The sequence below is a fragment of the Candidatus Fusobacterium pullicola genome, assembly GCA_018883725.1.
GTDB classification, from domain to species: Bacteria; Fusobacteriota; Fusobacteriia; order Fusobacteriales; family Fusobacteriaceae; genus Fusobacterium_A; species Fusobacterium_A pullicola.
In genome coordinates this window covers 26266-40110 of record JAHLFN010000058.1, presented here as the reverse complement: position 1 = coordinate 40110, position 13845 = coordinate 26266, and the positions used below count along the sequence as shown (strand labels likewise).

General features: G+C 31.3%; 9 protein-coding genes. All 9 read right to left on the bottom strand.

Features of this window, described 5'->3' with window-relative positions:
- Nucleotides 1-330: Rid family detoxifying hydrolase (locus tag IAA47_06145; GenBank protein MBU3842549.1), on the bottom strand; the 330-nt coding region annotated here is incomplete at its 3' end.
- A gap of 22 nt (nucleotides 331-352) precedes the next feature.
- Nucleotides 353-2920 carry a selenium-dependent xanthine dehydrogenase gene (gene xdh, locus IAA47_06140; protein MBU3842548.1) on the bottom strand — a complete coding sequence of 856 codons (2568 nt, stop codon included), beginning with the start codon at nucleotides 2918-2920 and terminating at the stop codon, nucleotides 353-355.
- A 14-nt stretch (nucleotides 2921-2934) separates the two neighbouring features.
- Nucleotides 2935-4302, bottom strand: a complete 1368-nt coding sequence (gene hydA / locus IAA47_06135) for a dihydropyrimidinase (protein ID MBU3842547.1) — start codon at nucleotides 4300-4302, stop codon at nucleotides 2935-2937.
- A gap of 25 nt (nucleotides 4303-4327) precedes the next feature.
- Nucleotides 4328-6019, bottom strand: a complete 1692-nt coding sequence (locus tag IAA47_06130) for a selenate reductase (GenBank protein ID MBU3842546.1) — start codon at nucleotides 6017-6019, stop codon at nucleotides 4328-4330.
- 50 nt (nucleotides 6020-6069) lie between these two features.
- On the bottom strand, nucleotides 6070-7410 hold the full coding sequence (locus IAA47_06125) for a purine permease (protein ID MBU3842545.1): 1341 nt from the start codon (nucleotides 7408-7410) through the stop codon (nucleotides 6070-6072).
- Nucleotides 7411-7427: 17 nt separating this feature from the next.
- On the bottom strand, nucleotides 7428-8753 hold the full coding sequence (gene ssnA / locus IAA47_06120) for a putative aminohydrolase SsnA (GenBank protein MBU3842544.1): 1326 nt from the start codon (nucleotides 8751-8753) through the stop codon (nucleotides 7428-7430).
- Nucleotides 8754-9012: 259 nt separating this feature from the next.
- Nucleotides 9013-10788 (bottom strand): sigma 54-interacting transcriptional regulator, encoded by a 1776-nt coding sequence (locus IAA47_06115; GenBank protein MBU3842543.1) that lies wholly within the window; start codon nucleotides 10786-10788, stop codon nucleotides 9013-9015.
- Between the two features lie 115 nt (nucleotides 10789-10903).
- Nucleotides 10904-12493, bottom strand: a complete 1590-nt coding sequence (locus IAA47_06110) for a D-aminoacylase (protein ID MBU3842542.1) — start codon at nucleotides 12491-12493, stop codon at nucleotides 10904-10906.
- Nucleotides 12494-12620: 127 nt separating this feature from the next.
- Entirely contained in the window at nucleotides 12621-13805 is a 1185-nt protein-coding gene (locus IAA47_06105) for a YgeY family selenium metabolism-linked hydrolase (protein ID MBU3842541.1), read from the bottom strand.
- Between the last annotated feature and the right edge of the window lie 40 nt (nucleotides 13806-13845).

Below are 13845 nucleotides of genomic sequence, written 5' to 3'. Positions count from 1 at the left end.
TCTTGCTACTTCTACACAAGCTCTTGCTGGTTTTACATCCCCTAAATACTCATTGTATACTTCGTTTATTGCTGCAAAATCATTCATATCTTTTATAAATACTCCTGCTTTTACTATATTTTTCATTGAGTATCCTGCTGCTTCTACTATCGCTTTTACATTTTCTAATGATTGTCTTGTTTGAGCTTTTACATCATCTGATACTAATGTCATTGTTTCTGGTACAAACGGAATTTGTCCTGACACAAATAACATTCCATTAGCTTCTATAGCTTGTGAGTATGGTCCTAATGCTGCTGGTGCTTTTTCTGTGTAAATTACTTTATTCATTCTATTATCTCCTTTTAATTTTTTATTTTTTATACGCTGTTTTTTCTAATGGTAATGAAGTTCTGAATACTCCATCATATTTATAATAAGCATTTTGTGCTGCTGGTGCTGTAGGAATAACTGTTATCTCTCCAACTCCTTTAGCTCCATATGCTAATTCTACTTTATTTTTCTCAACGATTGTTGTTTCTATTTCAGGTACATTTGTTGCTCTAAATAGTCCTAAAGTTCCAAACTTAACTTGTGGTATACCTTTTACTATTGGCATAACTTCTGTTAATGCAAATCCTAGTCCCATTACAACTCCACCTTCAATTTGTCCCTCTAATGCCTTTGGATTTATTGCTCTTCCAACATCATGAGCAGCAGCTACTTTTGTAACTTTTCCACTTTCATCTAATACAACTACTTGAGTTGCATATCCATAAGCTACGTGGCTTACAGGATTTGGCTTATCAGAACCCATTTTATCTGTTATTCCAGAGTACTCTGCATAGTGGTCCCAACCTTCTAATTCTGCTAATGTTTTTGTTTCTAACTCTTTCTTAAGTGCTAGTGCAGCTTGTCTTGTAGCTTCTCCTGTAAATACTGTTTGTCTTGATGCTGTTGTAGTACCAGAGTTAGGAGTTACATGTGTGTCTGGTCCTTCTACTACTACTAATTTAGCATCTACTCCAGTAGTTTCACAAACCATTTGTTTACATACAGTAGCCACACCTTGACCTATACAAGCAGCTGAAGTTCTTACTCTTACCTCTCCATTGATGATAGTTAATCTACATCTTCCTATATCTGGTAATCCAACTCCTATACCGGCATTTTTCATAGCACAAGCTATTCCTGCTATCTTATTGTTTTCATAAACATCTTTTACTGCCTCTAATGTTTCTACTAAAGCTGTTCCCTCATCTGCAATTTGTCCGTTTGGTAGTACTTGTCCCGGTCTAATTGCATTTCTATATCTAATTTCCCATGGAGATATTCCTACCATCTCTGCTAATTGGTTTATGTTTGCTTCTATTGCAAAAGCTGATTGAGTAACTCCAAATCCTCTGAACGCTCCTCCAGGTGTATTATTTGTATATACTGCTATTCCTTCAATATCTATATTTTGATAGTTGTATGGTCCAGCTGCATGTGTACATGCTCTTTGTAATACTGGTCCTCCTAGTGATGCATAAGCTCCTGTATCTGAAAGGATTTTAGCCTTCATTGCTGTAAGTTTTCCATTTTCATCACAAGCTGTTGTCATCTCTATTTTCATAGCGTGTCTTTTTGTACTTATATTTATACTTTCTTGTCTTGTTAATAATACTTGTACTGGTTTTTTAAATACATAAGCAGCAAGAGCAGCATGGTGTTGAACAGTCATATCCTCTTTACCACCAAAACCTCCTCCTACATAAGCTGCAGTAACTCTTACTTTTTCTTTATCAATTCCTAAAAATCTTGCAACTTCTCTTTGCTCATCAAATACTGATTGGCTAGATGTATATAGTTGTACTCCATCTTCTGTTGGTATAGCTAATGCACACTCTGGCTCAAGGTAAGCATGCTCAGTTGCTGGAGTATAGTAAGTATTTGTTACTACATATTTTGAATTTTTTATAGCTTCTTCAGAGTTTCCTCTTTTTAATAGTTCTCTTACTAGAATATTATTTGGTTTATTGTGAATTAATGGAGCTCCATCTGCCATTGCTTCTTCAACAGTAAATAGTCCAGGTAACTCTTCAAACTCTACTTTTACTAACTTTTTAGCTTCTGCTAAAGTCTTTTTATCTTTAGCTACTACTAATGCTACTGCATCTCCTATATATCTTGTTATTCCACCAACTGGTATAAATCCGTCCCAATCAGAGATGAACTCTAAGTGTCCTATATTATTCTTTCCAGTTACATCATCAGCTGTTAGTACTCCTAGTACTCCATCTAATTTTAAAGCTTCAGAATAATCTATTGATAAAACTTTAGCTCTTGGATATTTTGTTCTTATAGCACTTCCATAGTACATTCCTTCTACTACGTAATCTTCTGCATATTTAGCAGTTCCTAAAGTTTTTGCCTCAGCATCTACTCTATGTACGCTTGTTCCTACTAATCCTTTACACTCTCTATGAGGAACAGGTGCATTTTCTCTAAATAATTTAGCTGCTAACATTATAGCTTCTTCTATTTTTACATATCCAGTACATCTACAAATATTTCCTACTAAAGCTTTTTTTACTTCATCGCTTGTAGGGTCTAATGTTCTCATGAAAAGTGCTTTTGCCGCAACTACCATTCCTGGTATACAGAATCCACATTGTACAGCTCCACATTCAGTAAATGCATAAGCAAAAACTTCTTTCTCTCTAGCTGTAAATCCCTCTATTGTTGTAATCTCTTTTCCAGCTACTTTTTTAGTTGTAAATATACAAGATTTCATAGCTTTTCCATCTACAAGAATAGTACAAGTTCCACATGCTCCCTCTTTACAACCATCTTTAACAGATATAAGTCCTAAATCATCTCTTAAAAAATCCAATAAATTTACGTCTTCTGTTGTAACTATTGTCTTTCCATTTACTACAAAACTGAACTTCTCGCTCATAATTTCCTCCAATTTTAAAACTTAAAAGCTTCTCTTTTTATAAATTTTCCTCTTCCCTTTTCTCCAGTAAATTTATTGTTTTCAACAATTATCTCCCCTCTAGATATTGTCATTACTGGATATCCTTTTACTTCTATTCCTTCAAAAGATGTATAATCTACATTTTCATGTAAATCATCTACAGTTATCTTTTTTATTAAGTTTGGATCTATAACTACTAAATCAGCATCTGCTCCTATCTGAATACTTCCTTTTTTAGGATACATTCCAAATAGTTTAGCTGGGTTTGTACTTGTTAATTCAACAAACTTATTAACTGATATTCTTCCCTTCGATACCCCTTCAGAAAATATTATAGGCATTCTTGTCTCTACCCCTGGTAAGCCATTTGGACATTTTCTAAAGTCAGTTGCTCCCATCTCTTTTTTCATTTTATAGTTAAAAGAACAGTGATCAGTTGCTATTGTTTGAATATATCCTTGCTGTATACCTTCCCACAATTTCTCCTGATTACTTTTTTCTCTTATTGGTGGACTACATATATATTTTACTCCATCCTCTTCTCTATATTTCTCTTCATCTAATACTAAGTATTGTGGACAAGTTTCTGAATACACTTCCTGTCCTCTATCCTTAGCTCTTTTTATATGTTCTAAAGCTTCATTAGATGAAAGATGAACTATATAAAGTGGACAGTTAGTTTGAGCAGTCAAATCTATCATTCTATTAACCGCTTCTCCTTCACACTTATCAGGTCTACTTTTAGCATGATAAATTGGAGCTAATTTTCCTTCACTAGCAAGTTTTGCTCTTAAAAACTCTACCATATCATTATTTTCAGGGTGGACTGTAAGTAGTCCACCTAATTTTCCTAACTTCTCTGAAAGTTTTAACATTTCCATATCAGATAATTTATATCCATAAGTCATGTAACCTTTAAATGAAGGTATTCCATCTTTTATCATTTCATCAATTTCTTTTAATATATCTTCATCTATATGTTGAATTACCCCATGAAAGCTATAATCTATTACAGAATCCTTTGCTAAATCATAATAAAGATTCAATTGATGATGTAGGTTACAACCTTTTGGACCAAACCCCATATGATCCACTATTGTAGTTGTTCCCCCACAAGCAGCAGCTAATGTTCCTGTATAAAAATTATCTGCCGATCTTGCTATTCCTACATCTATATCAAAATGAGTATGTACGTCTATTCCCCCTGGAACTAAATATTTTCCCCCTATATCAACAGTTTTTATATTCGGTATATTCAGCTCTTTATCTATATTAACTATAATCCCGTCTTTTATATAAATATCACTCATATATGTATCTTTATCTGTAACAATATTTGCATTCTTCAAAAGTAATTCCATCTCACTCTACTCCTTAGGATATCTATTAAATTAAATATGAATGTGTTTTCTTAATTGAATCTACTACTGATTTCATAAAATCAGAAAGTTCATCATAACTGCACTCTACTATCTCTTTTTCAAGACGTACTAGATACTTATCTCCTTGGATAGAAACTCCTTTATTTTCACTCTCTTCCATCATCTTTTTAGATGAGAAATAAGTAAGTCTATCTCTGTATGGTAAACATGGTTGAATACATAGATATTGACAGTTTCCACACTCATTACAAGAATCGTCTATATGAAGTATTATTTTTCCTTCTGATGATTCTATATATGTGTTTGCTCTGTTAGGACATACTCTTATACATGTTTGGCATAGTACTTTACATTTTAAGTTATCCTTTTCAGATACTCCTTCATAGCTTACATGCTCATCTGTTTTCTTTCTTTGAGCTTCTGATTTACAGTAGTTTTTATCAGTTCTAACTTTTTCTACTAATTCATTTATCTTAGCAAGATTTAATTTTCTAGTAGCTGGATATTCTATAGCATGTAATTGCTCATATAATTTAGCTAATTTTTCATATCCCATTGGTTGTAATAGTGTTGTACATACAGTTATTGGATATATTCCAGCCTCAAATATTTCATCAATGTTGTTCTTATCCGCTCCTCCAGAGAAAGAGATTTCTAATTCCTCACCAATAGCTTCTCCTAATATTTTAGCTAAAGATATTGCTAGTGGATATAAGCTTTTTCCTGACATATACATTGTATTTCCTGGTAATTCTTTATGTTTTATATCTACTGGCATAGTATTACATAATTTAACTCCAAATTTTATACCTTTTGTTTTTGCTAGAGCTATTAGGTTATTTATCATTTTTACTGCTTGATCAAATTTTAAATCTATTTCAAATTGGTGTTTATCTATTGATAGATAATCATATCCCATATCATCCATCATTTTTCTTACATAATCATATCCTAAAAGAGTTGGATTACATTTAATAAATGTATTAAATCCTTTCTCCTCTATTAAGTAAGCTGCTATTTTTTCTATCTCATCTGCTGGACATCCATGCATAGTTGATAGTGTTACTGTATTACAAACATGAGAAGATATTGAATTAATAAACTCTGCATCTACATTTTTAAACAGGTGTAAATTGTCTAGTAAATATTTTTTACAATCTTGGAATACTTTTGTATTTGAAGCATCATTTAATCCATTTAAGAATCCATCTACTGCTTCTGTTTTTATTCCAGCTAAGTCATATCCAACGCTCATATTAAATTGGAAAGCATCTGGATTTCCTAATCCAAACTCTTTAGCAACTATTTTAGTAGCAAACCATGCTCTGATATATTCATTCATAGCTTCTAACGCATGTAACTCTGATGACCACTCTACGTTATATCCTTCGTCATTAGCACGAATACAAGGTTTTTGAATTCCTAATTCTTCTCCAAACATACGTTGAACTGTTTTTAATTCTATAAATCTAGCTCCTCCAGCATAACAAGCTACTATATTTTGAGCTAATTGTGTATGAGGTCCTGCTGCAACTCCTAAAGGACTCTCTAATCCTCTTTCACAAAAATCCATAGATTTTGTTTCGTCAGCCTTTACTATTGCCTTTACGTCAAATAACGATTTTTTATTTTGGTATTCTTCCAAACATTGTCTTATTAGTTTTTCAAAAGACATAGGTACCATTATATCTCTCATTTTTTCCTCCTGTTAATCCCTTTAAAGTATTTTAATTTTATCCTTTATCTTTATTTTTTACTCTTTTTACCATGTTCATTAAATATTATGTTAAGTATCAACACTGTTAAACATCCAAGTGTAACAGCACTTTGGAAAAGTATCTTTGCCCAAGCTGGAAAATGTTTAAATATCTCTGGAACTGCAATTGGAATTAAAGCCATTCCTATACTAGCAGCAACAATCATAAGATTTTTATTTCCTACATAGTTTACTTCTCCTAATCTTCTAATTCCATTAGCAGCAACTATACCAAACATAACTATTCCAGCTCCTCCCAAAACAGGTGATGGTATTGAAGCAAATAGAGTAGTTAGTTTTGGGAAAAAGCTTATTAGTAATAATATAACTCCAGCAGCTGTTCCTACAAAACGACTTTCAACTCCTGTTATTGCAGCTATTCCTACATTTTGACCAAATAGAGAGTGTGGAAATGTATTAAAAATACCTGCTAACATTGAAGATAACCCATGACCTCTAAGCCCTGCTACTAGTCTTTTCGAATCTTTCTCATCTACTCCACAAATATTTGAAAGGTTTAACTGATTTCCAGTAGCATCTGTCATAATAACTAGTTGTACTAAAAATAATGATAATATTGCTGTTATATCAAATTTTATTCCATATCTTAGTGGTACATTTATATTCACTAAAGCTACATTACTTGCATTTGAAAAATCTGCCATTCCCATTACTATAGAAATTACTGTCCCAGCTAATATTCCTATTAATATGGCAATATTTCCTAAAAATCCTTTAGATACTTTTTGAATTCCTAATATTATCACTAATGTTATTAAAGCTAAAGCTATATTTTGAAAACTTCCAAAATTAGGTGAACCTGGAATTCCTCCTCCAGCCCATTTTATAGCTGTTGGTATAAGTGATAATCCCATTGAAGTAACTACAACTCCTGAAACTAATGGTGGGAAAAATTTTAATAACTTTCCAAAAATTGGTGCCATTAAAAAACAAAATAATCCAGAAACAAGTGTAGCTCCAAACATAACTTGTAACCCTGTCATTGGATCAGTAGTACTATATGTTATTCCTATTGCTGATAGTGCTGCTACTCCTGCAAAACTAACTCCTTCAATCATTGGTAGTCTTGAACCTATGAAATTTTTAATTCCCAACGTTTGAATAAGAGTTCCCAAACCTGACATCATAAATGATGCACTAACAAGCTGATTAATCTCCTGTTGTGGTAGTCCTAAAGAGTTTCCCAAAATTATTGGTACTGCCATAGCTCCAGCACACATCGCTGCTATATGTTGTATCCCTAGTAGTATCAAATCACCAATTTTTAATATCTTATCCACTTTCGGTGTTTCCATGATAGTTGTACTCATAATATCCTCCTAAATAATTACATTCTATCCCATAATCTCTTTGCTACTTCTCTTGAAGTTTTGAATATCTCTCTTTCATTAATTCCTACAAGCTCTCTATCTTTCATTACTACTTTTCCATCTATAATAGTTGTAACTACATCTTTTCCTGTAAAGCCAAATAGAATATGTGAATTTATATTATTCTCATTCATCGGAGTAAGCGGATCATAATCTACTACTATAACGTCTGCTAATGCTCCTGATTTTAATACTCCAAGATCCCCACTAAAATATTTTTGAGCTATTTTTCTATTATTTTCAAACATTGATACAGGAACTTCTCCCCAAGCTACTGAAGGATTTTGTTTCACATGTTTATGAATTATATTTGCAACCTTCATAGACTCTGTCATATCACTTGTATATCCATCTGTTCCCAATCCTATTGTTACTCCTTTTTTGTGTAACTCTAGGAATGGCTGACATCCTACAGCATTTCCCATGTTTGACTCTGGATTATGAACTACCATAGTATCTGTATCTTTTAAAATATTTAATTCATCATCTGTTACATGAATACAGTGAACAGCTATTGTTTTATCCCCTAAGATATTCATATCTCTTAATCTTTCAACTACTCTTTTTCCATGTTTTTCTAAACATTGTTCTAAATCATCTATTCCCTCTGCCACATGTACATGGTACCCAGCATTTAATCCTTTTAATTCTCTATCACAAGCTACTAAAGTTTCGTCTGATAGTGTAAAAGAAGCATGTAATCCAAACATTCCCTTTATCATATTTTGTTCATCTGTATTATATTTTTTTATAAAGTTAATATTTTCAGCTATTCCTTCCTTTGCTATCTCTTCACCATCTCTATCAGATACCTCATAACAAAGACATGTTCTTAATCCTAAATCTTTAGCTGCATCCGCTATAGATTCTAAACTACCTGTAATTGCAAAAGGACTAGCATTGTGATCAAAAACTGTTGTTACTCCCTTTTTTATACAATCTATATATGTAGTATATGCACTATATTTTAAATCCTCTAACGTTAATTTTTTATCTATTTTCCACCATAAGTTTTCTAATATTTCTAAGAAATTTTCATTTGGTTTTCCTGATGAAGCCATTCCTCTTGCAAAAGCACTATATATATGGTGATGTGTATTTATAAATCCAGGCATTATAACTTTCCCATCAACATCTACTACCTCATCATTTGAATATTTTCCTAAAATCTTTTCAGTAGTATCAACATCAACTATTTTGTTTCCTTTAATAACTATTGCACCATTTTCTATATATGGTCTATCTTTATCTTGAGTAATTACTCTTCCATTTTTTAGTATCAAATTTATCCCTCCTGATAAAATATCTTTACTCTATTTATTTAAGCAATTACTATGCCAAAAAATAAAAAAAATTACCTTGTTTTATTCAGGTAATTTTTTCTTTAGCTCGTGCATATTTAGTGCACTTTTATTTTTTCAAAAAATATTAGAACATTTTATTTTTTACTTTTTTTATTTTCTAAACATTTTTTTATTCACTATTTTTTTATAATTTTTGATGTTATTTTTTTATGATAATTTTTCTATCATTTTGATAAAATTATAATTTATATTTTTCTATCTTTCTATATAAAGTTGCTATTCCTATTCCTAATTTTTCAGCACAAATATTTTTTCCATTTGTATCTGAACCATATATTTTTAAAGCCTTTTCTACTAGTCTCTTTTCACTCTCTTCTAATGTTATTATCTCCTCTGTATCTTCTTCACTTTTTATAATATTTTTCTCTTCATAATAACTATTACTCTTTAAATTCTTCTTTAAATACTCCCTTGTATCTGAATCAATATTTCCATTTTCGTCAGCCATATTTGATAAAAACTCTATACAATTTTCTAGTTCTCTTACATTTCCTGGCCAATTATGTTTTAAAAATATATTTTTTATCTCATCATCTAAGATTATCTTATTCACTCCTAAAATTTTACTATATTTATTATTTAAGTACTCACCTAATAATAAAATATCATCCTTTCTTTCTCTTAATGCTGGAACTTTTACTGGAATAACATTTAATCTATAATATAAATCTTCTCTAAATTTTCCTTCTTTAACCAATTTTAGAAGATTTTTATTTGTAGCAGCTATCACTCTGATATTAAGATTTATCAATTTATTTGATCCAATCTTTACAATACTTCTATCCTGTAAAACTCTAAGTAACTTCACCTGTAAGAAAAGGGGCATCTCTCCAATTTCATCTAGAAAAATTACCCCGTTATTTGCTAACTCAAATTTCCCTATTCTTCCCTCATTACTTGCTCCACTAAAAGCTCCTTTAACATAACCAAAAAGTTCACTTTCTAATAAATTTTCTGGTATAGCTCCACAATTTATAGCAATAAAAGGTTGTTTAGATCTTTCGCTACAATTATGGATAGCTCTAGCTATTAATTCTTTTCCTGTTCCACTGTCCCCTGTTATTAAAACTGTTGAATTTGTTTTAGATATTTTTTTTATCCTTTCTTTCAACTTTATCATTTTTTCCGAATTACTAATTATATCTTCCAAAAATATATTATTTGAGGCATATTTATTTTTTATACTCTCTTTACTTTTATCATAATTAAAGTTTTCAAATAAAAATATCTTATATTCACTTTTAGAGAAGCCTGTTATTGGAATTAAAGTTCCTATTAAATTATATTTTTCTTTATTTATCTCAGCTGAAAATATATCCTTTCCAAATAAAACTTCATTCTTAGGAATAATATTAATTTTTTGATAAGCTAAACTTAAACCACTTTCAATTTTCAATTCCTTTAATGCCTGTTCATTACCATCTAAAATTTTACCTTCATTATCAATAACTAATACACACTTATCATAGTTATTAATAATTTGCTTCATTATTCCCATAATCTCTTTTTTCTCTATCTCTTCTTCTACTTCAAAAACTTTTCCAGAAATAAAGTCAGCTATTTTCTCTGTAAACTTTAGGTGGGTTTCCATATTTTTCAGTAATCTCTTTTTATCTTCCTCAGTAAAACATATCAACCCTATGACTCCAATTACTTTATCTTTATAAAAAATCGGAGCTGCCATTTCTAATGTTTCTGTACAATCATTTTTGTGAGTACACTCTTTACAAAGTTCATCCTCTTTAGGATTAATTAAAATTCTACTTTTTTTACTATCAAATATATGTTTATAAACTGTTCCTTTACAAAGTTCATTTATATTTTCGCTATATAGTCCAGTTCCAGCTATTCTAACCATATCTTCATCAACAATCTCTACATCACATTGTAAAATATCTGATATTATTTCAGCATAGTCTTTTACATAGTTTTGTATCTTCTTTAAAAATGACATACTTTCACCTCAAATTATTTTTCTATATTATAACATAGTTTAATACAATTAAAATAAAAAAATCAAGAGTAATAATTTCTACTACTCCTGATTCTTAATTTGAGAAAGGTAATTATTATTTTTTAATTCTTAATACTTTTCCAGAAAGTTTTTTAGTTGCTTCAAAGTTATCTATTGCTAGAACTCCATTTACCATTACATGGCTTATTCCTTCTGGATTTTGAATTGGATCTACAAATGTTCCTTTATCTATTGTTGTATTTTCATCGAAGATTACTATATCTGCAAAGTATCCCTCTTTAATTAATCCTCTATCTTCTAATTTAAATGTCTTAGCAGGCTTATGAGTCATTTTATAGATTGCTTCCTCTAACGATAAAGCTTTCATCTCTCTTACAAATTTTCCTATAACTCTTGGGAAAGAACCATATACTCTTGGATGTGGTTTTCCAGCTAGTAATCCATCTGTACATACATTGCTCTCTTCTCTTGTTAAGAATGTTACTACATGCTCATCTTTACCATAGTAGTCATACATTCCTACAGCATTTTCTTCCTCTTTTAATAGGTCAAATACTGCATCAAATTTGTCTTTTCCCTTTAACTCTGCTATCTCTATAAGATTTTTTCCTATACAATCTTCATTTGCTTTTGTTTTTACTGATGTTACATAGATTCCATCAAATCCTGCAAAATCTATAAAGTTATCCCATCCAGGTATTCCATTGATTATATCATGTTTCATTCTCTCTCTATCAGCTGGATTTCCTAATCTTTCTACTAGTTTATCTGTTCCTCCTGCATGTGCCCAAGGTGGAATTATTACTCCTAGCATTGTACTTCCTGCTACATATGGGTATTGGTCATAAGAGATTTCTATTCCTTCTTCTTTACATTTATCTAATAATGCTACTATATCTTTTATTAAATGCCAGTTATTTTTTCCACAGATTTTGAAGTGAGAGAAGTGTATCTTTACTCCACTCTCTTTTGCTATTGTTATTACTTCATTCATAGACTCTATCATTGTATCTGCTTCACTTCTTTGGTGAATTACAAGTGGTCTATCATACTCAGCTGCTACCTTACATATCTCTATCATCTCTCTTGTATCTGAGTATGCACATGGGATATATATTAATCCTGTTGAAAGCCCTGCTGCCCCAGCCTCCATCTCTCTTCTAGTTATCTCTTTCATCTTTTCTAGCTCTTCATCAGTAGCAACTCTTGCTTCTAATCCCATAGCTTCCATTCTGATATTTCCATGAGGTACTAGATAAGATTCGTTTGGAGTACATCCTCTTTCCTCAATTAGTTTTAAGTAATTATCTGTAGTTTCCCAATCCCAACCTAACTCATCACTGTCTCCATCTAATCCAGCTAGGTTTTTTCTCCAAGAACTTACATACTCTTTTGGTAATGGAGCCATAGATATTCCATCTTGTCCTAATACTTCTGTTGTAATTCCTTGACGTAATTTTGGTTCAACAAATGGTTCTATTAAAACTTTTAAATCTGAGTGACTATGAGTATCGATAAATCCAGGTGCTACTATCTTTCCAGTTGCATCTATTACTCTATCTGCTGCCTCATCTATTTTCCCGATCTTAACTATTCTTTCATTTTCTATCAATACATCAGCTTGGAATCTTGCTCCTCTGCTTCCATCTATAACTGTTCCATTCTTTATTAGAATTTTTGACATTAAAATTCCTCCTCTATTTTTTGACCTACCCTTTTTAGTACCTAAAATTATTTAAGTAACTTTTTTCCTGTTATATTAAAGAGTACTGATCAGTAAATTACTGACCAATACTTTTATCATTCAATTATTATTTTGATAGGTAAGCTTTTAAGATTGCGTAGAATCCTTCTGTTACTTTGAATAATTGATCTAATTCTATGTACTCATCTATTGTATGTGCTATATTTTCTTTTGATGGACCATATCCTATTGTTCTTATTCCTTTTTCTCCTCCATAGTGAGATCCATTTGTACAGAAGTTATAATGCATTATTGTTGGATCTTGTCCAATTCCTCTTAATGCTTCTACTGCTTTTTGGATATATTCTTCTTTCTCATCAAATAACCATCCTGGGAAGAATCTTTCTCCTGTTATTTCGTTTCCTGTCCAACACATTTCTTTTCCTACTGCATAAGAAACTTTAGCTTTTAATGTTTCATCTTCTTTCATTAATCTATCGATTAATTCTTGTAATGGAGCTAAAACTGATTCTGGAGTTTCTCCTACTAAAAGTCTTCTGTCATAAGTTGCTCTACAGTAATCAGGTACTACTGATGCTCCTGGGTATGGAGATGATTTAATATCTGTTAACTCAAGGATTCCATATCCTAAATCTTTGTGGTGAGTCATAGGTAATTTTTGGATTTCTCCTACTATTTTCATCATTTTATAAACTGCGTTTATTCCTTTTTCAGGGTTAGCTGAGTGAGCTGGTTTTCCAAAAGTTTCTACAACTATTTCTCCTCTTCCTCTTTGTCCTATTTTAAGGTTTAATTGAGAAGCTTCTCCTATTATTACGATATCTGGATTTACATATTCACTTATTTCTCTAGCAGCTACTCCTTCGAAACACTCCTCATGAACTACTCCAGCCATGAATATTTCTCCAGCAAATTCTTTTTTAAGGTCTTGTGCTAAGTAAGCCCCTGCTAACATCATTGCACATACAGAACCTTTCATATCTGTAGTTCCTCTTCCGAATAATTTTCCATCATGAACTTCTCCACCAAATGGTTTTTCTGTCCATTTTTCTGCATTTACTGGAACTGTATCAATATGTCCATCCATTAATATTCTTGGTCCCGCATATTTTCCTTTGATTGATCCTATTATATTTCCATATTTATCAATATGAACAGTATCATATCCAACTTCTTTCATTATTTTTTCCATGTACTCTACTACTTCTTTTTCTTCTCCAGAGTAACTTCTTCTTTGAATTAAGTTGCTAAGTGTTTCTATTAGTTGTTGTTTTCTTGCTTCAGTTAACATTTTTTCCTCCATAATTTATCATAATAATATTACAATACTT

Coding starts and splice junctions, on each gene's coding strand:
- xdh (MBU3842548.1), bottom strand. CDS start 2,920: ATGAGCGAGAAGTTCAGTTTTGTAGTAAATGGAAAGACAATAGTTACA.
- hydA (MBU3842547.1), bottom strand. CDS start 4,302: ATGGAATTACTTTTGAAGAATGCAAATATTGTTACAGATAAAGATACA.
- IAA47_06130 (MBU3842546.1), bottom strand. CDS start 6,019: ATGAGAGATATAATGGTACCTATGTCTTTTGAAAAACTAATAAGACAA.
- IAA47_06125 (MBU3842545.1), bottom strand. CDS start 7,410: ATGAGTACAACTATCATGGAAACACCGAAAGTGGATAAGATATTAAAA.
- IAA47_06115 (MBU3842543.1), bottom strand. CDS start 10,788: ATGTCATTTTTAAAGAAGATACAAAACTATGTAAAAGACTATGCTGAA.
- IAA47_06110 (MBU3842542.1), bottom strand. CDS start 12,493: ATGTCAAAAATTCTAATAAAGAATGGAACAGTTATAGATGGAAGCAGA.
- IAA47_06105 (MBU3842541.1), bottom strand. CDS start 13,805: ATGTTAACTGAAGCAAGAAAACAACAACTAATAGAAACACTTAGCAAC.